General features: G+C 70.9%; 26 protein-coding genes. 16 read left to right on the top strand and 10 right to left on the bottom strand.

Annotation, left to right across the window (positions count from 1 at the left end; translation table 11 throughout):
* Positions 1–73: 73 nt before the first annotated feature.
* Positions 74–1,462: a metallopeptidase TldD-related protein gene (locus ACFYW3_RS30845; RefSeq protein ID WP_351759924.1), complete on the bottom strand. Its 1,389-nt coding sequence runs from the start codon at positions 1,460–1,462 to the stop codon at positions 74–76.
* An 89-nt stretch (positions 1,463–1,551) separates the two neighbouring features.
* Positions 1,552–3,114 (bottom strand): TldD/PmbA family protein, encoded by a 1,563-nt coding sequence (locus ACFYW3_RS30840; RefSeq protein ID WP_389387982.1) that lies wholly within the window; start codon positions 3,112–3,114, stop codon positions 1,552–1,554.
* 145 nt (positions 3,115–3,259) lie between these two features.
* On the opposite strand from ACFYW3_RS30840, the gene fabG reads away from it, so the two are divergent.
* The 3 genes from fabG to ACFYW3_RS30825 all read left to right on the top strand — a co-directional run bounded on the left by fabG (position 3,260) and on the right by ACFYW3_RS30825 (position 5,491).
* Complete coding sequence (fabG, locus tag ACFYW3_RS30835) at positions 3,260–3,979, top strand: 3-oxoacyl-[acyl-carrier-protein] reductase (RefSeq protein ID WP_351759918.1); 720 nt, start codon at positions 3,260–3,262, stop codon at positions 3,977–3,979.
* Positions 3,980–3,983: 4 nt separating this feature from the next.
* Entirely contained in the window at positions 3,984–4,754 is a 771-nt protein-coding gene (gene fabI / locus ACFYW3_RS30830; protein WP_351759916.1) for an enoyl-ACP reductase FabI, read from the top strand.
* Between the two features lie 278 nt (positions 4,755–5,032).
* Positions 5,033–5,491 carry a hypothetical protein gene (locus ACFYW3_RS30825; protein WP_351759913.1) on the top strand — a complete coding sequence of 153 codons (459 nt, stop codon included), beginning with the start codon at positions 5,033–5,035 and terminating at the stop codon, positions 5,489–5,491.
* A gap of 43 nt (positions 5,492–5,534) precedes the next feature.
* On the opposite strand, the gene ACFYW3_RS30820 is transcribed toward ACFYW3_RS30825, so the two are convergent.
* A complete protein-coding gene (locus ACFYW3_RS30820; RefSeq protein ID WP_389387981.1) occupies positions 5,535–6,206 on the bottom strand; it encodes a FadR/GntR family transcriptional regulator in 672 nt (223 codons plus the stop codon).
* 77 nt (positions 6,207–6,283) lie between these two features.
* Here ACFYW3_RS30820 and ACFYW3_RS30815 point away from each other — a divergent pair, with 77 nt between their 5' ends.
* The 4 genes from ACFYW3_RS30815 (at position 6,284) to ACFYW3_RS30800 (ending at position 8,695) form a co-directional block, all read left to right on the top strand.
* A complete protein-coding gene (locus ACFYW3_RS30815; protein WP_389387980.1) occupies positions 6,284–7,570 on the top strand; it encodes a CynX/NimT family MFS transporter in 1,287 nt (428 codons plus the stop codon).
* Between the two features lie 5 nt (positions 7,571–7,575).
* Positions 7,576–7,698 (top strand): SGM_5486 family transporter-associated protein, encoded by a 123-nt coding sequence (locus ACFYW3_RS30810; protein WP_266951040.1) that lies wholly within the window; start codon positions 7,576–7,578, stop codon positions 7,696–7,698.
* Between the two features lie 156 nt (positions 7,699–7,854).
* Complete coding sequence (locus ACFYW3_RS30805) at positions 7,855–8,088, top strand: hypothetical protein (protein ID WP_351759905.1); 234 nt, start codon at positions 7,855–7,857, stop codon at positions 8,086–8,088.
* A gap of 88 nt (positions 8,089–8,176) precedes the next feature.
* Entirely contained in the window at positions 8,177–8,695 is a 519-nt protein-coding gene (locus ACFYW3_RS30800; protein WP_389387979.1) for a SixA phosphatase family protein, read from the top strand.
* A gap of 99 nt (positions 8,696–8,794) precedes the next feature.
* On the opposite strand, the gene serB is transcribed toward ACFYW3_RS30800, so the two are convergent.
* Positions 8,795–9,994 (bottom strand): phosphoserine phosphatase SerB, encoded by a 1,200-nt coding sequence (serB, locus tag ACFYW3_RS30795; RefSeq protein ID WP_351763156.1) that lies wholly within the window; start codon positions 9,992–9,994, stop codon positions 8,795–8,797.
* Positions 9,995–10,556: 562 nt separating this feature from the next.
* Here serB and ACFYW3_RS30790 point away from each other — a divergent pair.
* Positions 10,557–13,064, top strand: coding sequence for an FHA domain-containing protein (locus tag ACFYW3_RS30790; protein ID WP_351763154.1), 2,508 nt, complete (start codon positions 10,557–10,559; stop codon positions 13,062–13,064).
* A gap of 98 nt (positions 13,065–13,162) precedes the next feature.
* On the opposite strand, the gene ACFYW3_RS30785 is transcribed toward ACFYW3_RS30790, so the two are convergent.
* The gene (locus ACFYW3_RS30785; RefSeq protein ID WP_351763152.1) at positions 13,163–13,879 is read right to left on the bottom strand and encodes a transglycosylase SLT domain-containing protein; all 717 of its coding nucleotides are present in this window, start codon (positions 13,877–13,879) and stop codon (positions 13,163–13,165) included.
* 470 nt (positions 13,880–14,349) lie between these two features.
* Between ACFYW3_RS30785 and ACFYW3_RS30780 the strand changes: the two genes are divergently transcribed.
* The 3 genes from ACFYW3_RS30780 to ACFYW3_RS30770 all read left to right on the top strand — a co-directional run bounded on the left by ACFYW3_RS30780 (position 14,350) and on the right by ACFYW3_RS30770 (position 16,518).
* Positions 14,350–15,507, top strand: coding sequence for a GAF domain-containing sensor histidine kinase (locus ACFYW3_RS30780; RefSeq protein WP_389387978.1), 1,158 nt, complete (start codon positions 14,350–14,352; stop codon positions 15,505–15,507).
* Complete coding sequence (locus ACFYW3_RS30775; RefSeq protein WP_351763148.1) at positions 15,500–16,153, top strand: response regulator transcription factor; 654 nt, start codon at positions 15,500–15,502, stop codon at positions 16,151–16,153. The genes ACFYW3_RS30780 and ACFYW3_RS30775 overlap by 8 nt, the downstream gene beginning before the upstream one ends.
* Before the next feature lie 119 nt (positions 16,154–16,272).
* A complete protein-coding gene (locus tag ACFYW3_RS30770; RefSeq protein ID WP_351376633.1) occupies positions 16,273–16,518 on the top strand; it encodes a chaplin in 246 nt (81 codons plus the stop codon).
* A gap of 95 nt (positions 16,519–16,613) precedes the next feature.
* Here the strand turns inward: ACFYW3_RS30770 and ACFYW3_RS30765 are convergent, their stop codons facing one another.
* The gene (locus tag ACFYW3_RS30765) at positions 16,614–17,396 is read right to left on the bottom strand and encodes a hypothetical protein (RefSeq protein WP_351763146.1); all 783 of its coding nucleotides are present in this window, start codon (positions 17,394–17,396) and stop codon (positions 16,614–16,616) included.
* 135 nt (positions 17,397–17,531) lie between these two features.
* On the opposite strand from ACFYW3_RS30765, the gene ACFYW3_RS30760 reads away from it, so the two are divergent.
* The 4 genes from ACFYW3_RS30760 to ACFYW3_RS30745 all read left to right on the top strand — a co-directional run bounded on the left by ACFYW3_RS30760 (position 17,532) and on the right by ACFYW3_RS30745 (position 20,820).
* Positions 17,532–18,326, top strand: coding sequence for an ABC transporter ATP-binding protein (locus tag ACFYW3_RS30760; protein ID WP_351763144.1), 795 nt, complete (start codon positions 17,532–17,534; stop codon positions 18,324–18,326).
* A 122-nt stretch (positions 18,327–18,448) separates the two neighbouring features.
* The gene (locus tag ACFYW3_RS30755; protein WP_351763142.1) at positions 18,449–18,874 is read left to right on the top strand and encodes an NfeD family protein; all 426 of its coding nucleotides are present in this window, start codon (positions 18,449–18,451) and stop codon (positions 18,872–18,874) included.
* 107 nt (positions 18,875–18,981) lie between these two features.
* The gene (locus ACFYW3_RS30750) at positions 18,982–19,959 is read left to right on the top strand and encodes an SPFH domain-containing protein (protein WP_351763140.1); all 978 of its coding nucleotides are present in this window, start codon (positions 18,982–18,984) and stop codon (positions 19,957–19,959) included.
* A gap of 90 nt (positions 19,960–20,049) precedes the next feature.
* Positions 20,050–20,820 (top strand): sulfite exporter TauE/SafE family protein, encoded by a 771-nt coding sequence (locus ACFYW3_RS30745; RefSeq protein ID WP_351763138.1) that lies wholly within the window; start codon positions 20,050–20,052, stop codon positions 20,818–20,820.
* A gap of 49 nt (positions 20,821–20,869) precedes the next feature.
* Here the strand turns inward: ACFYW3_RS30745 and ACFYW3_RS30740 are convergent, their stop codons facing one another.
* From ACFYW3_RS30740 to ACFYW3_RS30730, 3 genes are all read right to left on the bottom strand, one after another.
* Positions 20,870–21,373, bottom strand: coding sequence for an HNH endonuclease (locus tag ACFYW3_RS30740; protein WP_351763136.1), 504 nt, complete (start codon positions 21,371–21,373; stop codon positions 20,870–20,872).
* A 149-nt stretch (positions 21,374–21,522) separates the two neighbouring features.
* Positions 21,523–22,056 carry a YbhB/YbcL family Raf kinase inhibitor-like protein gene (locus ACFYW3_RS30735; protein WP_351763134.1) on the bottom strand — a complete coding sequence of 178 codons (534 nt, stop codon included), beginning with the start codon at positions 22,054–22,056 and terminating at the stop codon, positions 21,523–21,525.
* Positions 22,057–22,108: 52 nt separating this feature from the next.
* Positions 22,109–22,891, bottom strand: a complete 783-nt coding sequence (locus ACFYW3_RS30730) for a sporulation protein (RefSeq protein WP_389387977.1) — start codon at positions 22,889–22,891, stop codon at positions 22,109–22,111.
* 113 nt (positions 22,892–23,004) lie between these two features.
* Between ACFYW3_RS30730 and ACFYW3_RS30725 the strand changes: the two genes are divergently transcribed.
* Positions 23,005–23,646, top strand: a complete 642-nt coding sequence (locus ACFYW3_RS30725; protein WP_389387976.1) for a DNA-3-methyladenine glycosylase — start codon at positions 23,005–23,007, stop codon at positions 23,644–23,646.
* 83 nt (positions 23,647–23,729) lie between these two features.
* Here the strand turns inward: ACFYW3_RS30725 and ACFYW3_RS30720 are convergent.
* Positions 23,730–24,021 (bottom strand): hypothetical protein (locus tag ACFYW3_RS30720; RefSeq protein WP_389387975.1); only part of this gene is annotated, 292 nt, incomplete at its 5' end.

Below are 24,021 nucleotides of genomic sequence, written 5' to 3'. Positions count from 1 at the left end.
ATGAAACAGGGTGCCGAGAGGTTCCCCGCCAGTCTAGGCGGGCGGGGAACCTCCCCCCGACTCTCCGACCGGCTCAGACGCCCCTGCTGACCGAGCTCATGTTGAAGTCCGGGATCCGCAGCGCCGGCATCGCCGCCCGGGTGAACCAGTCGCTCCACTCGCGCGGCAGGGTCTGCTCGGTCCGGCCCGCCTCGGAGGCCCGCGACAGCAGGTCCACCGGGGACTCGTTGAAGCGGAAGTTGTTGACCTCCCCGACGACCTGACCGTTCTCCACCAGGTACACGCCGTCCCGGGTCAGGCCCGTGAGCAGCAGCGTCGCCGGGTCCACCTCGCGGATGTACCACAGGCAGGTCAGCAGCAGACCGCGCTCGGTCGAGGCGACCATCTCCTCCAGCGACCTGTCGCCGCCGCCGTCCAGGATCAGGTTCCCGAAGCCGGGGGAGACCGGCTGCCCGGTCAGCCCCGCGCTGTGCCGGGTCGTCGTCAGCCGGGCCAGCTCGCCCCCGCTGATCCACTCGGTCGCCGGGACGGCCAGGCCGTTGTCGAAGACGGAGGCGTCGTCGCCCGAGCTGTGCGCGATCACGAACGGCGCCGACTCCAGGCCCGGCGCGTTCGGGTCGCTGCGCAGGGTCAGCGGCAGCTCGGACAGCCTCTCGCCGAGCCGGGTGCCGCCGCCGGGCTTGGAGAAGACCGTCCGGCCCTCCACCGCGTCCCGGGCCGACGCCGACCACATCTGGTAGATCATCAGGTCGGCGACCGCCGTCGGCGGCAGCAGGGTCTCGTACCGCCCGGCGGGCAGCTCGATCTTCCGCTCCGCCCAACCGAGGCGCACCGCGAGCTCCGCGTCCAGGACGGTGGGGTCCACGTCCGTGAAGTCCCGGGTGGAGCGGCCCGCCCACGCCGACCGCAGCCGGTCGGGGGACTTCGCGTTGAGTTCCAGGGTGCCGTTGGGCTGGTCGTGCCGCAGCCGCAGCCCCGCGGAGCTGCCGATGTACGTGGAGACCAGCTCGTGGTTGGCGAAACCGTACAGCTCGCGCCCACCCGCACGGGCCCGGGCGAAGGCCTCGCCGAGCGCCGGGGCGAACCGCTCGAACACCGCCGACGAGGTCTCGGCGGGGCCATCGGTGAAGTCCGTCGAGGCCGGGACCCCGGTCACCAGGGGCTGCGCGTCCTCGGCGGAGGCGCCGGCCCGGGCGGCCTCCTCGGCGGCCCGGACCAGCGGTTCCAGGTCGGCCGCGGTGACGGCGGAGCGCGACACGACCCCCGAGGCCGTGCCCTCCTTGCCGTCGACCGTCGCGATGACCGTCAGGGTCCGGCCGCGGGTGACGCCGTTCGTGGTGAGCGCGTTGCCCGCCCAGCGCAGGTTGGCGCTCGACTCCTCGTCCGCGATGACGACGCAGCCGTCCGCCGTGGACAGCTCCAGCGCGCGCTCGACGATCTCGTGCGGCTTCGTTCGGCTCATCGGCCGGCCTCCTGCGTGGTGTTCAGACGGTGCCGTCCCGGGGGGGCGACCCCCGGACCCCCGGCGGATCGCGTGGTGATCGTGCGCGGTCATCGGCCGGCCTCCTGCGTGGTGTTCAGGATGTTCACGTCGCGGAACAGCGCGGACGGGCAGCCGTGCGAGACCGCGGCGACCTGGCCCGGCTGGGCCTTGCCGCAGTTGAAGGCACCGCCCAGGACGTAGGTCTGCGGGCCGCCGACCTTCTCCATCGAGCCCCAGAAGTCGGTGGTCGTGGCCTGGTACGCGACATCGCGCAACTGCCCCGCCAGCCGACCGTTCTCGATCCGGAAGAAGCGCTGCCCGGTGAACTGGAAGTTGTGGCGCTGCATGTCGATCGACCAGGAACGGTCGCCGACCACGTAGATCCCGCGCTCCACCCCGCCGATCAGGTCCTCGGTCGACAGCCCGCCCGGGTCCGGCCGGAGCGAGACGTTCGCCATCCGCTGCACCGGGACGTGCCCGGGGGAGTCGGCGTACGCGCAACCGTTGGAGCGGCCGAGGCCCGTCAGCCGCGCGATCCGCCGGTCGAGCTGGTAGCCGGCCAGGGTGCCGTCCTTGACCAGGTCCCAGCTCTGCGCCTCGACGCCCTCGTCGTCGTAACCGATGGTGGCCAGCCCGTGCTCGGCGGTGCGGTCACCGGTCACGTTCATGATCGAGGAGCCGTACTTGAGCGTGCCGAGCTGGTCGAAGGTGGCGAAGGAGGTCCCCGCGTACGCGGCCTCGTAGCCCAGCGCCCGGTCCAACTCGGTGGCGTGCCCGATGGACTCGTGGATGGTCAGCCACAGGTTGGACGGGTCCACGACCAGGTCGTAGCGCCCGGCGCGCACGCTCGGGGCCCGCATCTTCTCGGCGAGCAGGTCGGGGATCCCCTCCAGCTCCGCGTTCCAGTCCCAGCCGGTACCGGTCAGGTACTCCCAGCCGCGGCCGGCGGGCGGGGCGATGGTGCGCATCGAGTCGAACTCGCCGGTGGTCGCGTCGACGGCGACCGCGGTGAGCTGCGGGTGGATCCGTACGCGCTGCTGGGTGGTGACGGTGCCCGCCGTGTCCGCGTAGAACTTGTTCTCGTGGACGGCGAGCAGCGAGGCGTCCACGTGGGCCACCCCGTCCGCCGCGAGCAGGCGCGCGCTCCAGTCGGCGAGCAGCGCCGCCTTCTCCGCGTCCGGCACCTCGAACGGGTTCACGTCGTAGGCGGAGATCCACGTCTTGTCGGCGTGGACCGGCTCGTCCGCGAGCTCGACGCGCTCGTCCGAGCCGGCGGCCTTGATCACCTGCGCCGACAGCTTCGCCATGGCCACGGCCTGCGAGGCCACCTTGGCGGCGCCGTCCATGGTCAGGTCCACGCCGGAGGCGAATCCCCAACTGCCCCCGTGCACGACCCGGACCGCGTAGCCGAGGTCCGTGGAGTCGGATCCGCCCGATGGTTTGGCGTCCCGCAGCCGCCAGGAGGCGCTGCGCACGCGCTCCAGCCGGAAGTCGGCATGGTCGGAGCCCAGCGCGCGGGCCCGGGCGAGCGCCGCGTCGGCGAGCGCCCGCAAGGGCAGCGCGGTGAAGGCCGCGTCGATGGAATGGGGCACGGAATTCCTCCCGGGGTCGGGGCCGGTCGCCCCGATCATGTCGCGCTCGGGGCTCGTGTGCCTACATCTTTCTGTAGGGACTCGACAGAGCCCGCCGCAAGGCCCTGTCGGGGCTCGATTCTCCGTAAGGACGATGCGACCTATAAGTTTTTGGTACTCAGACAGCTAGCGAAAGGGTGATCCGTTGAGCCGCTCGGTTCTCGTCACCGGAGGTAACCGGGGCATCGGCCTCGCCATCGCCCGAGCCTTCGCGGAGGCCGGCGACAAGGTCGCGATCACATACCGCTCGGGCGAGCCGCCGGAGGCGCTCACCTCGCTCGGCGTCCTGGCGGTCCGGTGCGACATCACGGACTCCGAGCAGGTGGAGCAGGCCTACAAGGAGATCGAGGACGAGCACGGCGCCGTCGAGGTGCTGGTGGCCAACGCCGGCATCACCAAGGACACGCTGCTGATGCGCATGTCCGAGGAAGACTTCGCTTCGGTCGTCGACACCAACCTCATCGGCACCTTCCGGGTGGTCAAGCGCGCGAACCGGGGCATGCTGCGGGCCAAGAAGGGCCGCGTCGTGCTGATCTCCTCGGTCGTCGGCCTCATGGGCTCGCCCGGCCAGGCCAACTACGCCGCCTCCAAGGCCGCGCTGGTCGGCTTCGCCCGCTCGCTCGCCCGTGAGCTGGGCTCCCGCAACATCACCTTCAACGTCGTCGCCCCCGGCTTCGTGGACACCGACATGACGAAGGTGCTCACCGACGAGCAGCGCGCCGGCATCGTCGGGCAGGTGCCCCTCGGTCGCTACGCGCAGCCCGAGGAGATCGCGGCGGCCGTGAGCTTCCTGGCGTCCGACGACGCCGCGTACATCACTGGAGCCGTCATTCCCGTTGACGGCGGATTGGGCATGGGTCACTGATCACATGAGCGGAATTCTCGACGGCAAGCGCATCCTCATCACGGGGGTGCTGATGGAGTCCTCCATCGCCTTCCACGCCGCCAAGCTGGCCCAGGAGCAGGGCGCCGAGGTCATCCTGACCGCGTGGCCCCGCCCGTCGCTGACCGAGCGCATCGCCAAGAAGCTGCCGAAGCCGGTCAAGGTGATCGAGCTCGACGTCACCAACCAGGAGCACCTGGACCGCCTGGAGGGTCTCGTCCGCGACGAGCTGGGCGGCCTCGACGGCGTCCTCCACTCGATCGGCTTCGCCCCGCAGGACGCCCTCGGCGGCAACTTCCTGAACACGCCGTTCGAGTCGGTCGCCACCGCCATGCACGTGTCGGCGTTCTCGCTGAAGTCCCTCGCGATGGCCTGCAAGCCGCTGTTCCCGTCGGAGGGCGCGGCCATCGTCGGCCTCACCTTCGACGCGCAGTTCGCCTGGCCGCAGTACGACTGGATGGGCCCGGCCAAGGCAGCCCTGGAGGCCACCAGCCGCTACCTCGCCCGTGACCTGGGCAAGGAGAACATCCGCTGCAACCTGGTCTCGGCCGGTCCGCTCGGCTCCATGGCCGCGAAGTCCATCCCGGGCTTCTCGGACCTGGCGGACGTGTGGAACTCCCGCTCCATGCTGGAGTGGGACATGAGCGACCCGGAGCCGACCGGCAAGGCCATCGTCGCCCTGCTGTCCGACTGGTTCCCGAAGACCACGGGCGAGATCGTCCACGTGGACGGCGGCCTGCACGCGATGGGCGCCTGACCCTCGGGTCCGGCACGCGATGGGCGCCTTCGGGCGCCTGACCGCGGGCGCCTGACCCTCGGGTCCGGGGTCCGCTACGTCCGTACGGCGGTGGCCGCGCCTTCCTTCCGGGAGGCGCGGCCACCGCCGTTTCGGCCTGTGGGGACGGGGGTTCACACGGTCCGTTCGATCAGATGTGCGTGCTCCGGCCGGATCTTCCCGAGTCGTAAACACGGACAAATGCCTGCAAACTGACCGAGTCGGGATCTTCCCGGCTTCCTCGGGGAGGAGGTACGGGCGTGCACGCGAGGCCGAGCCGAGCGGTATCGCTCCTGGTCACCTCGGTTGCCGTGGCCGGCCTCCTGATCCCGGGAGCCGTCGCGCAGCCCGGGAACGGCGAACCGGCGCCCGGCCCGGAGGCCATGGCCCCGGTCGTGGTCGACCCGGCCGAGATCCCCGCCGAGCCACCCGTACAGCCCGCCCGGCCCGCCCCCGGAGACCTCTTCGGCGCCGACTGCGACATCGAGATCGACGGCTCGCTGGTGACGGCGCACTGCCACAACGGCTATCCCGAGACCGATCTGATCCGCCTGCACGTGGAGTGCGACCGCTGGTGGGACGTGGACGGAGACGGCGCCGCGGTCGCCGTGGGCCCGGCCGGCCGCGTCGAACTCACCAGCCGCTGCTGGAAAGAGGTCCGTACGGCATGGGTGAGCCACGAGCGGCCCGGCCGGCGGGACGCCGACCGGCTCCGCTGAGCCCGCCGACTCCCTGACTCCGCGGGCTCCGTGACCGCCCGGCCTACGCCCCGCCGAGGCAGGTGAACGGGTAGCCCGCCGCCTCCGACGCGGCCGTGTCGCCGTCCCCGCGCCGGATCGCCTCGATCAGCCGGGCGTGGTCCAGGTGCGCCGAGGGGCGCAGTTCCGTTCCCGCGACGGTGCGCAGCCAGTCCGCCACCAGGTCCCCGAGGTCGGCGTACAGCTCGATCAGCACCTCGTTGTGCGAGGCCGTCACCACCGCCATGTGCAGGCTCACGTCCGCCGCGACGAACAGCTCCGCGTCCCCGCTCGCCCAGGCTTCCTCGCGTCGCGCCAGCAGCGCGTCCAGTTGGGTCAGGTCCCGCTCGGTGCGGCGCTCCGCCGCCAGTCGTGCGGCGGAGGACTCCAGGGTCGAGCGCAACTCGGCGATGTGGCGCGGGTCGGCGCCGGCGAAGCGCCGGTGCATCACCCCGGCGAGTTCGCTCGTCGCCAGGACATAGGTGCCCGAGCCCTGGCGGATGTCGAGCAGCCCGTTGTGCGCGAGGGCCCGGACGGCCTCGCGCACCGTGTTGCGGGCGACGCCCAACAGCTCCACCAACTCGGGCTCGGTGGGGATGCGGGAGCCCACGGGCCATTCACCTGAGGTGATCTGGTTCCTGAGCTGGGCGATCACCTGGTCGACGAGCGCGGATCGTCGGGGCGATGTCAGCGGCATGCGAGAGGTGTCCTCTCCGGACGTCGATACGGAAGGGGGGTGGACAACCAATCATCCCATGATTCTATGATGGTTCAATGTCCGACGATGAAATCCAGACCATGAACCGGCCCCGGGCCGCGCGCACGGCGCCCCCGCAGCCCCTCGCCGTCCCCGTCACCCCGCAACCGGTGTGGCTCGGCCCCGTGCTCATCGTCGGAATCGTGCTGGCCGCCCTCAACCTGCGACCCGCCATCACCAGCCTCGGCGCCCTCTTCGAGGAGGCCCGCACGGGCCTCGGCATGAGCGGCACCGTCGCCGGACTCGTCACCTCCGTCCCCGCCCTCTGCTTCGCCGTCTTCGGCGTCACCGCCCCCCGGCTCTCCCGCCGCTTCGGCCCCGCGGCCGTGGTCTGCGCCGGCATGGCCGCCGTCGCCGCCGGACTGCTGATCCGGCCCTTCGCGACCAACGCCGCCGGGTTCCTCGCCGCCAGCGCCCTGTCCCTGGCCGGCATAGCCCTGACGAACGTACTGCTCCCAGTGATCGTCAAGCGCTGGTTCCCGGACCGGGTCGGTACCATGACCGGCCTCTACTCCATGGCCCTGGCCGCCGGCACCTCCCTCGCCGCCGCCGCGACCGTCCCGCTGACCTCCGCCCTCGGCGGCAACTGGCGCACCGGCCTGCTGATCTGGGCCGCCCTCGCGGTGGCCGCCGTACTGCCCTGGCTGCCCATCGCCGTCGCCGGCCGCCGCGACAAGGCCGCCGCACCCGCCGGCGCGAGCCGCGACGCCGGCCCGCGCGTCGCCCGCAGCCGCACCGCCTGGGCCCTGGGCTGCTACTTCGGCCTCCAGGCCACCGGGGCGTACGTCACCATGGGCTGGCTCCCGCAGATCTTCCGCGACGCCGGGGTCTCCGCCGGGACCGCCGGCGTCCTGCTCGCCGTCACCATGGTCATGGGCGTCCCGCTGGCCTTCGTCATCCCGAACCTCGCCGGCCGGATGAGGAACCAGGGCGCCATCGCCGTGGTCCTCGGCCTCTTCGGCTTCCTCGGCTACGCCGGTCTCTGGCTCGCGCCCGCCGCCGGAGCCTGGGCCTGGGCCCTCCTGCTCGGCGTCTCCAACTGCGCCTTCCCGCTCGTCATCACCATGATCGGACTGCGCGCCAAGTCCCCCGCGGGCGTCGTCAAGCTGTCCGCCTTCGCGCAGAGCACCGGCTACCTCATCTCCATCCCCGGCCCGCTCCTCATCGGCACCCTCTACCAGCACAGCGGCGGCTGGAACCTGCCCCTCGCCCTCATGGCCGCGCTGCTCGTCCCGCAGATCGCGCTCGGCGTCCTCGCCGGCCGGGACCGCACGATCGAGGACGAATGCGGCATGCGAGACTGAACGGCATGTCGCCCGTACTCGAACCGAACCCGCAGAACGGCCACAAGAAGCTCGGCCTCGTGCTGGGCGCGATGCTGCTCGTGACCGTCGTCATCGCCGTCATCGCGACGATCGCCTCCCCCTCCTGAGGACGCGCCCCCGAGGGTCGGTGGGGATAACCCCACCAACCCCTAGGGGGCCAGGCTCAGGGATAACCGGGGTGTGCCCCGGATGGGAACCGCCGCCTCGAATCCATAGATTCGAAGCAGCGAGCCAGTCCCACCCGCACACCACCGGAGGCGGCCATGTCGGCCCCCACGCACGCCCCGTCCCTCGCCGTACCGTCCGGCCGCCGACGCACCGCCGGCGGCGGAGCGGACGCCCGCCTGCACTGGTGGGCGCTGGCCCTGCCCGCACTCGCCTTCGGCCTCCTGCTGCTCCTCCTCGCCGGAGCCGGATCCGGCGAGGCCCACGCCGCCCCGGACGAGAACTCCTCGCTGGTCCAGGTCACCGAACAGCTGCTGCGCGCCGTCGGCTGACCCGCGTACGCCGGAGCACGCTCCACCCCGGACGCGGACCCGCCAACACCCTGCGCCCCGTGGCTCGTTTCATGCGAAGCTGGGAGTCATGAGCGCCGACACATCCCGCAGGATCGTCCTCCTCCGGCACGCCAAGGCCGAATGGTCGGACGGATCGGACCACGAGCGGCCCCTGGCCGAACGCGGTCGTCACGACGCCCCGGCCGCCGGCCGGAAGCTGGCCCAGACCGGCATCGCCTTCGACCTGGCCCTCTGCTCCACCGCGGCCCGGACCCGCGAGACCTGGAAGCTGGCCGTCCAGGAACTGCCGCACCGGCCGAAGACCACGTACGAGGAGCGCCTCTACGAGGCCTCCCCGGGCGAGCTCATCGCCCTCCTGAACGAGACCCCCGACAACGTGGCCGACCTCCTCGTGATCGGCCACAACCCGGGCATGCACGCCCTCGCGGACGCCCTCTCCGGCAGCGCCGAGGGGGACGCGCTCTCCCGCATGCACCGCAGCGCCTTCCCGACCTCGGCCCTGGCCGTGGTCTCCTTCACCGGCTCCTGGAAGTCCGTGGAGCACGGCGTCGGCACGCTGCTGGACTACTGGACACCCCACAGCTGACCCCCGCGGCGGCCTCCCGGTCAGGGCGGCTCACCTCCGTACGCGCGAACGGGACCCGGCGCCATCGAGGCGCCGGGTCCCGTTCGCGCGAACGCACGACTAGGCGAGGTCGGCGGCCTCGACCTCTTCCCGGGTGATGCCCAGCAGGTACAGCACCGCGTCCAGGAACGGCACGTTCACCGCGGTGTGCGCGGCCTCGCGGACCACCGGCTTGGCGTTGAAGGCCACGCCCAGCCCGGCCGCGTTCAACATGTCCAGGTCGTTGGCGCCGTCGCCGATCGCGACGGTCTGGGCCAGCGGCACGCCGGCCTCCGCGGCGAAGCGGCGCAGCAGCCGGGCCTTGCCCGCCCGGTCCACGATCTCGCCGACGACCCGGCCCGTCAGCTTCCCGTCGACGATCTCCAGCGTGTTGGCGGCCGCGAAGTCCAGCCCGAGCCGCTCCCGCAGGTCGTCCGTGACCTGGGTGAACCCACCGGACACCACACCCACCTGATAGCCCAGCCGCTTCAGGGTGCGGATCAGGGTCCGGGCACCAGACGTCAGCCGCACCTCCGCGCGGACCTTGTCCACCACCGAGGCGTCCAGCCCCGCCAGCAACGCGACGCGCGCGTGCAACGACTGCTCGAAGTCCAGCTCGCCGCGCATGGCCTGCTCGGTCACCGCCGCCACCTCGGCCTCGCAGCCCGCGTGCGCGGCGAAGAGTTCGATGACCTCGTCCTGGATCAGCGTCGAGTCCACGTCCATGACCACCAGGCGCTGGGCCCGGCGGTGCAGACCGGCCGAGACCACGGCCACGTCGACCCCGATCCGGGCGGCGGCCGTGGCCAGCGCGGTGCGCAGCGGCTCCGTCTCGACACCGGACACGGCGAACTCCACCGCCGTCACCGGGTACTTGGCGAGCCGGAAGATGCGGTCGATGTTGCCGCCGGTCTCGGTGATCCTGGCCGCTATGGTCGCCGTGGACTCGGCGGTGAGCGGGTGCCCGAGCACCGTGACGTGGGAACGACCACTGCCGCGCGGCCGGTTGTCGCCGGTGCCCGAGAGGATCTCGGCCTGCATCCTCAGCGACTCGGCCCAACTGTGGACGGTGGCCCGCAGCTCGCCCTCGGCGGCGCCGGACGGCTGGGTGACGAGGGCGCACAGGACGATGCGGCCACGGGTGACGACCTGCTCGATGTCGACGACGTCGACGGAGTAGGCGGCGAGGGTGTCGAACAGCCCGGCGGTGATCCCGGGACGGTCCTTGCCGAAGATCTTGACGAGGAGGGTGGGGACGTCGGAGGTCTGCGATGCGCTCATGGTGACCTCACCGTATCTTCCCCGCCCCGGGAGCAGGACCCCCGTCCCACCCTGCGGGCGCCCGAAACACCGGTACGGCACTCCCGCGGGGCGGCGCGGGGGTGAAAGGTGCCGGTCCGGGAGGTGGCGGGCGAGTGAAGGCCACCCGGTGAAGGCGACCCCGTGAAGGCCACCCGGTGAAGGCCACCCGGTGAAGGCCACCCCCTCACCTCCCCGCCCCGGCTCCCGTGGCCCCGCCGCCCCGGCGCGGCGCCCACGCCGGACGCCCACGACCCGGACGCACGTGACCCGGACGCCCACGACCCGGACGCCCACCGACCCGGACGCGCGTGCGAACCGCGGGGCGAGAAGTCCCGTATCGCACTCTCCGGGTGCCTTTCCACCCCGCCGACGGGCGCTCGCGGGCACCCCGGAACGGCCCCGATTCCACATGTGGGCGCAGGCCTGAAATAGTTCCCACGGATGTTCGCCATCCCTAGACTCCCTGACGTCGGACTCCCTGACGCCAGGGGGATTCTCGGGGGACTTAAGTGGGGCTGGAGTGCCGGAACTCGTACTGGAATTGAATGGAAGGACCTGGACGCTCGATCCGTCCAGGTCGTACTCGCTGGGGCGCGATCCCCAGGGAGACGTCGTGATCGATGACGCCCGCGTGTCGTGGCGGCACGCCACCATCAGCTGGAACGGCCGTGGTTGGGGGATCGAGGACCACGGCAGCACCAACGGCACGTACGTGCACGGGGCCAGGGTCCAGCAGGCCGAACTCGTGCCCGGCACGCCGGTCCACCTCGGCAACGCCACCGACGGACCGCGGCTGAATCCGAGCGCCGCCGCCGCGCCGCAGCCCGTCGCCCACCAGGCCCCGGCCCACCAGGCTCCCGCCTACCAGGGCCAGGCCGCCGGGTACGAGGCGCCGGCCCGGCAGCAGCCGCAGCAGGAAGCCTGGCAGCAACAGCCGGCGCAGCAGCAGGCCCAGCCGCAGTTCCCGCAGCAGCACATCCCCCAGCAGCAGGGCGACGCGCGCCCCGCGCAGGGGGCGGGCGCCGGCCAAGGCGACCGCAGCCCGACGACGTTCCACCAGCTCGCGCTGGGACACGTCATGCGGATCGGTCGCGCGCTCGAGAACGAACTGGTCGTCTCCGACCTCCAGGTCTCCCGCAACCACGCCGAGTTCCGCTCCATGCCCGGCGGCCGGTTCGAGATCCGCGACCTCGGCAGTCACAACGGCACCTACGTCAACGGTCAGCCCCTCGCCAAGTCCGGCACTGCGGTGCTCGGCCCGAACGACATCGTGGGCGTCGGGCACTCGACGTTCCGGATCATCGGCGACCGGCTCGAAGAGTTCGTCGACACCGGTGAGGTCTCCTTCTCCGCCCGCCACCTCACGGTGACGGTCGACGGCGGCAAGCAGATCCTCAAGGACGTCACCTTCGGCGTCCCGGAGAAGTCGCTGATCGGCGTCATCGGCCCGTCCGGCTCCGGCAAGTCCACCCTCCTCAAGGCGCTGACCGGCTACCGGCCCGCCAACGAGGGCGACGTCCTCTACGACAACCGCAACCTGTACAAGCAGTTCGCGGAACTCCGCCAGCGCATCGGCCTGGTCCCGCAGGACGACATCCTGCACAAGGAACTGCGCGTCCGCACGGCCCTGAAGTACGCGGCCAAGCTCCGCTTCCCCGGCGACACCGCCGAGTCCGAGCGCGCCGCCCGCGTCGACGAGGTGCTGCGCGAGCTCAAGCTCGACATCCACAAGGACAAGAAGATCACCGCGCTCTCGGGCGGCCAGCGCAAGCGCGTGTCCGTGGCCCTGGAGCTGCTCACCAAGCCCTCGCTGATCTTCCTGGACGAGCCGACCTCCGGCCTCGACCCGGGCATGGACCGCGACGTCATGCAGCTGCTGCGCGGCCTCGCCGACGACGGCCGCACCGTCCTCGTCGTCACCCACTCGGTCGCCGAGCTGGCCATCTGCGACAAGCTGCTGGTCATGGCCCCCGGCGGCTCGGTCGCGTACTTCGGCCCGCCGGACGAGGCGCTGAACTTCTTCGGCTACACCACGTGGGCGGACGTCTTCTCCGCCTTCGAGAACTACCGCGAGTACGACTGGGCCGGCCGCTGGAAGGGCTCGCAGCACTACCAGCTGTACGCCGCCGACATCGACGCGGTCGCCCCGCAGTCGGTCGCGATGCCGCCCGCGCAGCAGATGCGCCCGCCGAAGCCGCAGGGCTGGGGCTCCCAGCTGTGGACGCTGATCCGCCGCTACGTCTCGGTGATCGCCTCCGACAAGGGCTTCATCGGCCTGATGCTGATCCTGCCCGCGGTCCTGGGCGTGGTCTCCACGGTCATCCCCGCGAAGTTCGGCCTGGCGCCCCCCGTGGCCCCGTCCCGCTTCAACGGCGACGCCGGCACGATCATGCTGATCCTGGCGGTCGGCATGTGCTTCTCCGGAGCGGCCAACTCGGTCCGCGAGCTGATCAAGGAACGGGTCATCTACGAGCGTGAGCGCGCGACCGGGCTGTCCCGGTCGGCGTACCTCATGTCGAAGGTGATCGTCCTCGGCGTCATCACGGCCATCCAGGGCGTGATCATCTGTGGGATCGGCTTCTACCCGCGCGACCTGCCCACCGAGGGCCTGCTCATGCCGCCGGCCGTCGAGATCTGCCTGTCGGTCATCGCGCTCGGCTTCACCTCGATGATGTTCGGCCTGGTGATCTCCTCGCTGGTGAAGACCGCCGAGAAGACCATGCCGCTGCTGGTGATGTTCGCGATCGTCCAGGTCGTCTTCACCGGCATCCTCTTCCAGGTGTACGACTCCCCGGGCCTGGAGCAGTTCGCCTGGCTGATGCCGTCCCGCTGGGCCATCGCCGCCGCCGGCACCACGCTGAACCTCGGCGTGCTCATGCCTCCGTGGGACGCCGACAACCCGACCAACACCGACCCGCTCTGGGATGCCACGGTCGGCCAGTGGAGCCTGAACATCACGGTGCTGCTGCTCCTCGGCATCGCCTGCGGCTTCGCGGTCCAGCGCCTGCTGCGCCGCCACGAGCCGGAGGTCATGCGCGCCGGCAAGTGACCGGTCCGCGCGGCCGTACGCACGAACGCCTCAGGGCGGCACCCGGAAGTCCGGGGCCGCCCTGAGGCGCGTGGGGGGTGCTGCGATGCGTCAGAGGCCTAGTAGGCGCTGTTGACGTTGTCCATGGAGCCGTAACGGTCGGCCGCGTAGTTGCAGGCGGCGACGATGTTGGCGACCGGGTCGTACTGGTCGAACTTGGTGCCCTTGACGTGGTACGCCTTGAAGGTCGGGGCGATGACCTGGAGCAGACCCTTGCTGGGAATGCCGTTCTGGGCGTTGACGTCCCAGTTGTTGATCGCCAGCGGGTTGCCGCTGGACTCGCGCATCACGTTCTTGTGGATGCCGGCGTAGGTGCCCGGGATCCCCTCGCGCTTCATGATGTGCAGCGCTTCCTTGATCCAACCGTCCAGGTTGTTCGCGAAGACGGGGGTGCGGACCGCGGAACGGCTCGCCGCCGTCTTCGCGCCGCGCGCCTTCGCCTGCGCCGCGGCCTTGGTCTTGTTGTCGGCGTCGGCCTTGGCCTTCGCCTTCTTGGCGACCGCGGCCTGGGTGGCCGCGTTGATGGCCTTCTGGTCGGCGATGGCCTTCTGCGTGCCGAGGTGCGCCTGCACGGTCTTCGTCTGGGCGCCGTTCACGGCCTTCGTCCACGCCACGGGGGCGGCGGAGATGGTCGTCGACTCGCTCGTGTCGGCGCCGTTGGCCGGGACGAGGGAGAAGACGAGTGCGGCGGCGCCGAAGCCGGCGATGCCTGCGAAGGAGAGCTTCTGGGCCTTGGTCAGACGACGACTGTGGCCGGGGGTGCTGGTCTCGGTCATGCGTGTGCAACCTCTTCGAATAGCGGGAGCCGCAGGAAAGCGCCGGGTGGATCCGAGATCCTCGGCGCTGTGCGACGTCGACATTCTTAGCTGGGGCAAAAACGCCTGGCAAAGGTGTGACGTACGAAGCCGCTTAGTGGATCAGGATCGCCGGCTGCGGCCCGCATTCGGGCATCGGCTCTAGGCGCAGCAGTGCTGACAGGGCCTTTATGTGTCCACTAGGCTTCTTCGTAAGTGACCTGGGTCCTATGCCGGGGCTCACATGGACCTCGCGGTGTTCTCACTCAGAGTTGCAACAGCAATGCAATCGGTGAGGTTTATCCGCCTGGCGGTGGAGAAGAGCCCCCCGGGCCCTCATCCCCAAGGCGGAGAGGCCCTCCGCCGCCCCTCCCTCGGCCCTGCGCCCGAGGCCCCCGGACCTACGCCCGAGGTCCGATCCCGCGGGTCGGGCCCGCCGGTACGGTGAGGCCATGCACAAGGGACCCCGCACCGGGCTGGCCGCCGTCAGCACGGCCCTGCTGGCCATGAGCCGCCGACTGGAGGTCCAGGACGTCCTGCGCACGATCGTCGTCTCGGCCCGCGAGCTCCTCGGCGCCGAGTACGCGGCCCTGGGCGTCCCGGACGACCACGGCGGCTTCGCGCAGTTCGTCGTGGACGGCATCACCGAGGAACAGTGGCGCCGCATCGGCCCCCTGCCCCGCCAGCACGGCATCCTCGCCGCGATGCTCCACCAGGACGGCCCCGAACGCCTGACCGACGTACGCCGGGACCCGCGCTTCGGCGGCTGGCCCGCCGCCCACCCCGAGATGTCCGACTTCCTCGGCATGCCGGTCCGCGACGGCGAGGAGACCCTCGGCGCCCTCTTCCTCGCGAACAAACAGGGCACCGCCCCCTCGGACGCACCCGGCGAGGGCCGCGGCTTCACCGACGAGGACGAGGACCTCCTGTCCCTCCTGGCCCAGCACGCGGCCATCGCCCTCACCAACGCACGCCTCTACGAGCGCAGCCGCGAGCTCACCATCGCCGAGGAGCGCTCCCGCCTCGCCCACGAACTGCACGACGCGGTGAGCCAGAAGCTGTTCTCCCTGCGACTCACCGCCCAGGCCGCCTCCGCCCTCGTCGACCGCGACCCCGCCCGCGCCAAGGGCGAACTCCAGCAGGTGGCGCTCCTCGCCGCCGAGGCCGCCGACGAACTGCGGGCCGCCGTGACCGAGCTGCGCCCCGCCGCCCTGGACGAGGACGGACTCGTGGCGACCCTGCGCGACCACGTCCGCGTCCTGGACCGGGCCCACACCGCGTACGTCACCTTCACCTGTGACGGCGTACGGGCCCTCCCCGCGACCCAGGAGGAAGCCGTCCTGCGCGTCGCCCAGGAGGCCCTCCACAACGCCCTGCGCCACTCCGGCGCCGAGACCGTCGAGGTCACGCTGCTCCGCCGGGGCGCCGGAGCACTCCTGTCCGTACGGGACGACGGCCGCGGCTTCTCCCCTCCCACGGTCCGCAAGGCGGGCCGCCACCTGGGCCTCGTCTCCATGCGCGACCGCGCGAGCGGCGTCGGAGGCCGGCTGGAGGTGCGCTCGGAGCCCGCGAAGGGCACCACGATCGAGATGGAGGTCCCCGGTGGCTGACACCCGGATCCGCGTCCTGCTGGTGGACGACCACCAGGTGGTCCGGCGCGGACTGCGCACCTTCCTGGAGGTCCAGGAGGACATCGAGGTGGTCGGCGAGGCAGCCGACGGCGAGGAGGGCATCGCCCGCGCCGAGGAACTGCGCCCCGACGTGATCCTGATGGACGTCAAGATGCCCGTCACCGACGGCATCGAGGCCCTGCGCCGACTGCGCGAGGCGGCGAACCCGGCCCGGGTGCTGATCGTCACCAGCTTCACCGAGCAACGCACCGTGGTCCCCGCCCTGCGCGCGGGCGCGGCCGGCTACGTCTACAAGGACATCGACCCCGACGCCCTCGCCGGGGCCATCCGCTCCGTCCACGCGGGCCATGTCCTCCTCCAGCCGGAGGTGGCGCAGGCCCTGCTCGCCCAGGAGGGCCAGGGAGCCGCGGCCGGCCGGCCCGGCTCGCTGACCGACCGGGAACGGGAAGTGCTCTCCCTCATCGCGGACGGCCGATCCAACCGGGAGATCGCCCGCGCGCTGGTCCTGTCGGAGAAGACGGTCAAGACCCACGTATCGAACATCCTGATGAAACTGGACCTGTCCGACCGGACACAGGCGGCGTTGTGGGCGGTCAGGCACGGAATCGTGGACGTCCGGCATTGATGTGAGATTCATACGGTCGGGTGTATGTAGCCCACATGGCGTATCCCGGGCACGGGGCGACCGTTCTCCTCCACGTGTCGGGGCGGCAGGCCGCGGCAGACGTACTGGAGGACGAGAACGTGAAGAACATCAAGAAGGCCGCAGCCGTCACCATGATCGCCGGCGGTCTGATCGCCGCCGGCGCCGGTGTCTCCTCGGCGCACGGCGGTGCGTCGGCGGAGGGCGAGGCCCTGAACTCGCCCGGCGTGGCCTCGGGGAACCAGCTCCAGGTCCCCGTGAACGTCCCCGTCAACCTCGTCGGCAACTCGGTCACCGTGATCGGCCTGCTGAACGGCGCCTTCGGCAACACGGGCATCAACCACTGACACCCTCCCCACCGGCCCCGCTTCCCCCACCTCTCCCCGGGAAGCGGGGCCGCGCCATGTCCGCCCCGACGAGCCCGGTGGCGGACACGGGGGCGTCAGCCGCGCTCCCGCTCCTCCACGGCCGCGTTGTACGCCGCGACCAGCGCCCGCCGTGCCACCCGCTCCACCGGCCGCAGGGCCTCGGCCCGCGCCGCCATCTCCGAGGCGGCCACCGCACCCCCGTGCCCGTTCTCGTACGCGAGCGACACCATCAGGTCCACCCGCTGGGCCATCGACAGCACCCGCACCGCCCGCGGCGGATACCCCGGCGCCAGCACCTCCCGCCCGGCCTCGGCCCGCGCCCGGTACGCCGACAGGGCCGCGTCCGCCACCGGCCCCGACCCCGCCACGTCCAACCGGGTCAGCACCACCGTGGCCTCGCGCAAGGCCTCGGCCAGTTCCCGTTCCGCCTCGCCGAGCGACGGCACGTCCGCCGGCGGGGCCTCCCGCACCGGGAGCACGTGCCACACCACCTCCACGTGCACGTCCCCGGCCGGTCCGGCCTCGGTCACCTCCGGCACCAACCCCAGTGCCGCGCCGACGGCGACGACGGCCTCCTCCGCGTCCAACGCCCGCGCGTTGAACTCGGGCGGACCGCTCAACCCCAACGGATGGCCCGGAGCCGGCAGCGCGACCCGCAACCCGGACACCCCCAGCGTCCGCATCCGGCCCAGCGCCAGCGTGAGCCCGACCGGCCCCGATTCCCCCGGCAGCCCCGCCACCCGGTGCACGGCGTCCTCGCCCACGATCGACAACACGGCCTCGTCGGGCGAGACCAGACCGGCCAGCAACGCGTTCCCCCAGGCGGCCAACCGCCCTGAACGTGGTTCGAAAAGCATCCCCCCACTTTACGGATCGGTGCGGGGAACCGGCCTGGCGCCCGGAGGCCTCGTCGAGTGGCGTAGGTTTTCCCCTGGGGCTGCGCCTACCGGTGCACTGACGATCCGAAGACTGCAAGGGGTGACAACACGCTCATGAGCGATGTTCTGGAGCTGGTGGACGTATCCGTGGTCCGCGAGGGCCGGGCGCTGGTGGACCAGGTCTCCTGGTCGGTGAAGGAGGGGGAGCGCTGGGTGATCCTCGGCCCCAACGGCGCCGGGAAGACCACCCTGCTCAACGTCGCCTCCAGCTACCTCTTCCCCACCAAGGGCGAGGCCACCATCCTCGGCAGCACCCTCGGCAAGGTGAACGTCTTCGACCTGCGCCCCCGCATCGGTGTCGCCGGTATCGCGATGGCCGACAAGCTCCCCAAGCGGCAGACCGTCCTGGAGACCGTCCTCACCGCCGCCTACGGGATGACGGCGACGTGGCAGGAGGAGTACGAGGACATCGACGAGCAGCGTGCCCGCGCGTTCCTCGACCGTCTCGGCATGACGGAGTACCTCGACCGCAAGTTCGGCACCCTCTCCGAGGGCGAGCGCAAGCGCACCCTGATCGCCCGCGCCCTGATGACCGATCCGGAGCTGCTGCTCCTCGACGAGCCGGCCGCGGGTCTGGACCTCGGCGGCCGTGAGGACCTCGTACGCCGCCTCGGCCGGCTCGCCCGCGACCCGCTCGCACCCTCCATGATCATGGTCACGCACCATGTCGAGGAGATCGCCCCCGGCTTCACGCACGTCCTGATGATCCGGCAGGGCAAGGTCGTCACCGCCGGTCCCATCGACCTGGAGCTGACCTCCCGCAACCTCTCGCTCTGCTTCGGCCTCCCGCTGATCGTCGAGCGCAACGAGGACGACCGCTGGGCCGCCCGCGGCCTGCCCCTGCGCTAATCCCTGTCGTCAAAGCCCCGCCCCGTGCGGGGCTTTGACCGCACGGACCCGGCGCCGGACCGGATCGGCGGGCACGACCCGCACCCTGTCCCGACCATGCCCCCCGGACCTACCATGACCATGTGACCGACATCGACGCATGGGTGTGGTGGTTGATCGGCGCGGTCGGACTGGGCATCCCCCTCGTCCTGACCGCGATGCCCGAGTTCGGCATGTTCGCGGTCGGCGCCGTGGCCGCCGCCGTCACGGCGGCGCTCGGCGGGGGAGTGGTGGCCCAGGTCCTGGTCTTCGTGATCGTCTCGGTGGCCCTGATCGCCGTCGTCCGGCCCCTCGCCAACCGCCACCAGCGCCCCCAACACCGCACGGGCATCGACGCGTTGAAGGGCAGAAGCGCCATGGTCCTCGAACGCGTCGACGGCGCCGGCGGCCGGATCAAGCTCGCCGGAGAGATCTGGTCCGCCCGCGCCCTCGACGCGGACGTCAGCTACGAACCCGGCCAGTCCGTGGACGTCGTGGACATCGACGGGGCGACCGCGGTCGTCATGTGACGTGATGTGACCTGATGTGAGCCAAGCAGCCGACTCGCGGCCCCGAGGTCTGCGAGACTCGCGATCAACGGGGCAGCACAGACAGCCGGAAGGGCACGGGGAACCGCATGCAACCGATCATCATCGTCCTGATCATTCTCGTGGTTCTGGTCTTCATCGCACTGGTCAAGACGATCCAGGTGATCCCGCAGGCCAGCGCCGCCATCGTCGAGCGGTTCGGCCGCTACACCCGCACCCTCAACGCGGGCCTGAACATCGTCGTCCCGTTCATCGACTCGATCCGCAACCGGATCGACCTGCGTGAACAGGTCGTCCCCTTCCCGCCGCAGCCGGTCATCACCCAGGACAACCTGGTCGTCAACATCGACACCGTCATCTACTACCAGGTGACCGACGCACGCGCCGCGACGTACGAAGTGGCCAGCTACATCCAGGCCATCGAGCAACTCACCGTCACCACACTGCGCAACATCATCGGCGGCATGGACCTCGAACGCACGCTCACCTCCCGCGAGGAGATCAACGCCGCCCTGCGCGGAGTCCTCGACGAGGCCACCGGCAAGTGGGGCATCCGCGTCAACCGCGTCGAACTGAAGGCCATCGAGCCGCCGACCTCCATCCAGGACTCGATGGAGAAGCAGATGCGCGCCGACCGCGACAAGCGCGCCGCGATCCTCCAGGCCGAAGGTGTCCGACAGTCCGAGATCCTGCGCGCAGAGGGCGAGAAGCAGTCCTCGATCCTGCGCGCCGAAGGTGACGCCAAGGCCGCCGCCCTGCGCGCCGAAGGCGAGGCCCAGGCCATCCGCACGGTCTTCGAGTCCATCCACGCCGGCGACGCCGACCAGAAGCTCCTCGCCTACCAGTACCTCCAGATGCTCCCGAAGATCGCCGAAGGCGACGCCAACAAGCTCTGGATCGTGCCGAGCGAGATCGGCGACGCCCTCAAGGGCCTCTCCGGAGCCATGGGCAACTTCGGCCCCATGGGCGGCGGTTCCGGCTTCAACCCGCAGAACTCCGGCAAGGAAGGCGGCAGCACCGGCGACACCGTCCCGCACTCCCGCCGCGAACAGCCCCCCATCGACTGACGCTCCCTCCCCCTCCTGCATGATCGGACCGGCCCCTCGACCTTCATGGCGGGGAGGCGACCCACTCATGCAAAGGGGATGGCGCGGTCCATGTCCATCTGGGAATCACTCGCGGTCTTCGCCGCCGGCATCGGCGCCGGCACGATCAACACCATCGTCGGCTCCGGCACCCTCATCACCTTCCCGGTGCTGCTCGCCACCGGTCTGTCCCCGGTCACCGCCAACGTGTCCAACACGCTCGGCCTGGTGCCCGGGTCCATCAGCGGGGCCATCGGCTACCGCAAGGAACTCCAGGGCCAACGCGCCCGCATCATGCGGCTCGGCGCCGTCTCCCTCGTCGGCGGGTTCGCGGGCGCCGTCCTGCTCCTCACCCTGCCGTCGGACTCCTTCGACACGATCGTGCCCGTCCTGATCGGGCTCGCCCTCGTGCTCGTCGTGCTTCAGCCCCGGCTCGCGGCGGCCCTGCGCAAGCGCCAGGAGGCCTCGGGCGACGACGCCGGGCACCCCGACGGAGGCCCGGCCCTGCTCTCGGGGATGCTGCTCGCCAGCGCGTACGGGGGCTACTTCGGCGCCGCCCAGGGAGTGCTGTACCTCGGACTCATGGGCCTGCTGCTCCACGAGGACCTGCAACGGATCAACGCCGTCAAGAACGTTCTCGCCGCCCTCGTCAACGGCATCGCGGCCGTCGTCTTCCTCTTCGTCGCCGAGTTCGACTGGACGGCCGTGGTCCTCATCGCCGTGGGCTCCACCATCGGCGGCCAGATCGGCGCCAAGGTAGGCCGCCGGCTCCCGCCGACGGCCCTGCGGGCGATCATCGTGATCGTCGGCACCCTCGCGATCGTCCAGCTACTGATCCGCTGAGCGACGTATCCGGAATACGTCGCCCAGCGCGGCAGGACAGCGACCGGTACTAGGCGGAACGCTCAAGCCACTCGGGGAGGGCGCTGCGACCGCCCGCCCCCAGCGCGAGCAGCATCGCGTCGGCCGGCGACGGCACGAAGGGCTTCCGGAGGAGCGGCATCCCCGCCTCCTCCGGAGTCCGGGCCGCTTTGCGGTGGTTGTCCTCGGCGCACGAGGCCACCGTGTTCAACCACGTGTCCCCGCCGCCCTGAGCCCGCGGCAGTACGTGGTCCACCGTCGTCGCGCGCCTCCCGCAGTACGCGCACCGGTGTTGGTCCCGGGCCAACACCCCCCTCCGTGACCAGGGAGCATGTCTTCGGAAGGGCACCCGGACGTACCTGCACAGCCTGATCACCCGGGGCATCGGAAGCTCCATGGTGGCCGCCCGCACACGCAGCTCGGGATGGGACTGTTCGACCACGGCCTTGTCCTGGAGCACCAGGACCACGGCCCGGTTCAACGTCACCGTCGACAGCGGCTCGAAGCTCGCGTTCAGCACCAGCGTGTCCCGCATCTCGCCCACCTCCCGTGTGCAGGCCCGCGACCACACCGGCAGCAGAGCCCGCAACCACTCTGGCCGCGCGCGCCACGCGGGACAACGCAATAAAAATGCCCGGTCCTGGCCGTCTTTAGACCAGGACCGGGCAAACAACGGGACAACGATCAGCCGGCCGGCGCCTCGTACTCACCGATCAGTTGCGCGCGACCCAGGGTGTGGAACCGCAGATTGAAGCCGACGACCGCCGGCGAGACGTCCGCGTCCGGCCCGAGCTTCTCCTGATCCACCGCGTACACGGTGAACACGTACCGGTGCCGCTCCCCGGCCGGCGGCTGCGCCCCGCCGAAGTCCCGGGTGCCGTAGTCGTTCCGTACGTGCACGGCCCCGTCCGGCAGCCCCTCGAACTTCCCACTGCCCGCACCCGCCGGCAGCTCGGTGACCGACACCGGGAGATCGAACAGCACCCAGTGCCAGAACCCGCTGCCCGTCGGCGCGTCAGGGTCGAAGCACGTCACGGCGAAGCTCTTCGTCCCCTCGGGGAAGCCCTCCCACCGCAGGTGCGGCGAGACGTTCCCACCCGTCAGGACCTGGGCGTCACCCAGATCCGCCCCGGGCTCCACATCCCCGCTCACCACGGAGAAGGCTTGCACCTCCGGGTGAAAGGCGTGGGGAAGAGGCGCCCTGCTCTGCTCGACCACTTCTGAACCTCCTGCGTCGCGTACGGGTAACGTCCCCGAGCCTAGGCGGACCCTAGAGCCAGTTGCGCTGCGAACCGACCGAGGCGATCCACTGGTTCAGGTACGCCGCCCAGTCGGTGTCCTGGTAGGACTGCAGCCCCACCTGGAAGCAGCGGTAGGTGTCACTGCCCTCGGAGAACAGACCCGGCTTCTTGTCCATCTCCAGGACGACGTCCATCTCACGGCCGTCCGAGACGAAGGTCAGCTCGACCTGGTTCAGACCCCGGTATTGCGACGGCGGCAGGAACTCGATCTCCTGGTAGAAGGGCAGCGTCTGACGCGTCCCCCGGATGTGCCCGCGCTCCATGTCCGCCGAACGGAAGGAGAAGCCGAGCTGCCGGAAGGCGTCCAGGATCGCCTGCTGCGCCGGCACCGGGTGCACGTTGATCGCGTCCAGGTCACCCGCGTCCACCGCGCGCGCGATCTCCAGCTCGGTGCTGACCCCGATGTTCATCCCGTGCAGGTGCTGACCGCCGAAGTGGGTGATCGGCGTCTCCGCCGGGATCTCCAGCCCGAACGGAACCACGTGCAGCGCGCCTGCCTGCACCTGGAAGGCACCGCCGAGGCGCTGCTTGGTGAAGACGATGTCCTGCTTGTACTCCTGGTCACCGCCCTCCACCTCCACTCGCGCCTGGAGACCGACGGCCAGCCCCTCGATCTGCTGCTCCACGGATCCGCCCTGGATCCGGACCTCACCCTGGACGATGCCGCCCGGAACGACGTTCGGCTCGGTGATGATCGTGTCCACCGAGGCACCACCGGCACCCAGGCTCGCGAACAGCTTCCTGAACCCCATGCTCTGACTCCCCTTGACGGCTGTATCGACGTAAAAGCTCTGGCGACTACCTCTACAAACGCGGAACCTTAGGCCCCGGTTGCAGCCGCGCGCGTTCCACTACGCTCGATTGGATGAGCGCGCGCCCCGACCGTACGCCCCTGGCCCGGTCCTTCTTCGACCGCCCGGTCCTCACCGTGGCCCCCGACCTCCTCGGCAGGACCCTCGTCCGCCGGACCCCGGACGGCCCGCTGGAACTACGCATCACGGAAGTCGAGGCGTACGAGGGGGAGGCGGATCCCGGCTCGCACGCCTACCGAGGCCGTACGGCCCGCAACGCGTCGATGTTCGGACCGCCCGGACACGCGTACGTCTACTTCATCTACGGAATGTGGTTCAGCCTCAACCTGGTGTGCGGCCCCCCGGGCCACGCGAGCGGGGTCCTGCTGCGGGCGGGCGAGGTGACGGTCGGCGCCGAGCTGGCCCGCAAGCGTCGGCTCACCGCCAGGAGGGACGGAGAACTGGCCAAGGGCCCGGCCCGCCTGGCCACCGCCCTGGACGTGGACCGCTCCTTGGACGGCACCGACCTCTGCGACGGCCCCGATTCCCCGTTGTCCCTGCTCACGGGCACCCCCGCCGCCCCCGACCTGGTGAGCCGCGGCCCCCGCACGGGAGTCGGCGGCGCCGGCGCCGACCATCCCTACCGCTTCTGGGTCACCCACGACCCGACGGTCAGCCCGTACCGCGCCCACGCGCCCCGCCGGCGCTCGACTTGACTCGCCCCACCGGGACGCCTAACGTAGCCCGAGCCGCTTGAACGGGGTACTGCATTCGCCGACCCCCAGAACGGCCAAACCACTCACACAACGACTACCCCTGGCGGGGACGATTTCGGCATGCCCGAATTCGAATCCGACGGCCCGATTATGAGCCCCAAGGGAAAAGCGCTAACGTGGTGGAGCGCCGAAAGGCACAGGCCCCCAACGGCCACCGAATTCAAATCCAAACCGACTGCGACTTTCGAGAAGCAGGGCGCGGAAATGATCTGGTAGAGTTGGAAACGAAGGAAGCGCCCGGAGGGCCTGGAAACAGGAACAAAGGAAGCGTCCGTTCCTTGAGAACTCAACAGCGTGCCAAAAATCAACGCCAAA

Origin of the sequence: Streptomyces sp. NPDC002602 (assembly GCF_042889445.1) — a bacterium.
Lineage (GTDB): Bacteria > Actinomycetota > Actinomycetes > Streptomycetales > Streptomycetaceae > Streptomyces.
The sequence above is the reverse complement of the archived record's forward strand: the minus strand, read 5'-3'. Positions and strand labels throughout refer to the sequence as shown.

Coding starts and splice junctions, on each gene's coding strand:
- ACFYW3_RS30730 (WP_389387977.1), bottom strand. CDS start 22,891: ATGGGGTTCAGGAAGCTGTTCGCGAGCCTGGGTGCCGGTGGTGCCTCG.
- serB (WP_351763156.1), bottom strand. CDS start 9,994: ATGAGCGCATCGCAGACCTCCGACGTCCCCACCCTCCTCGTCAAGATC.
- ACFYW3_RS30740 (WP_351763136.1), bottom strand. CDS start 21,373: ATGCGGGACACGCTGGTGCTGAACGCGAGCTTCGAGCCGCTGTCGACG.
- ACFYW3_RS30765 (WP_351763146.1), bottom strand. CDS start 17,396: ATGCTTTTCGAACCACGTTCAGGGCGGTTGGCCGCCTGGGGGAACGCG.
- ACFYW3_RS30780 (WP_389387978.1), top strand. CDS start 14,350: ATGCACAAGGGACCCCGCACCGGGCTGGCCGCCGTCAGCACGGCCCTG.
- ACFYW3_RS30810 (WP_266951040.1), top strand. CDS start 7,576: ATGTCGCCCGTACTCGAACCGAACCCGCAGAACGGCCACAAGAAGCTC.
- ACFYW3_RS30840 (WP_389387982.1), bottom strand. CDS start 3,114: ATGATCGGGGCGACCGGCCCCGACCCCGGGAGGAATTCCGTGCCCCAT.
- ACFYW3_RS30760 (WP_351763144.1), top strand. CDS start 17,532: ATGAGCGATGTTCTGGAGCTGGTGGACGTATCCGTGGTCCGCGAGGGC.
- ACFYW3_RS30745 (WP_351763138.1), top strand. CDS start 20,050: ATGTCCATCTGGGAATCACTCGCGGTCTTCGCCGCCGGCATCGGCGCC.
- ACFYW3_RS30800 (WP_389387979.1), top strand. CDS start 8,177: ATGAGCGCCGACACATCCCGCAGGATCGTCCTCCTCCGGCACGCCAAG.
- fabI (WP_351759916.1), top strand. CDS start 3,984: ATGAGCGGAATTCTCGACGGCAAGCGCATCCTCATCACGGGGGTGCTG.
- ACFYW3_RS30815 (WP_389387980.1), top strand. CDS start 6,284: ATGTCCGACGATGAAATCCAGACCATGAACCGGCCCCGGGCCGCGCGC.
- ACFYW3_RS30750 (WP_351763140.1), top strand. CDS start 18,982: ATGCAACCGATCATCATCGTCCTGATCATTCTCGTGGTTCTGGTCTTC.
- ACFYW3_RS30805 (WP_351759905.1), top strand. CDS start 7,855: ATGTCGGCCCCCACGCACGCCCCGTCCCTCGCCGTACCGTCCGGCCGC.
- ACFYW3_RS30845 (WP_351759924.1), bottom strand. CDS start 1,462: ATGAGCCGAACGAAGCCGCACGAGATCGTCGAGCGCGCGCTGGAGCTG.
- ACFYW3_RS30820 (WP_389387981.1), bottom strand. CDS start 6,206: ATGCCGCTGACATCGCCCCGACGATCCGCGCTCGTCGACCAGGTGATC.
- ACFYW3_RS30725 (WP_389387976.1), top strand. CDS start 23,005: ATGAGCGCGCGCCCCGACCGTACGCCCCTGGCCCGGTCCTTCTTCGAC.
- ACFYW3_RS30785 (WP_351763152.1), bottom strand. CDS start 13,879: ATGACCGAGACCAGCACCCCCGGCCACAGTCGTCGTCTGACCAAGGCC.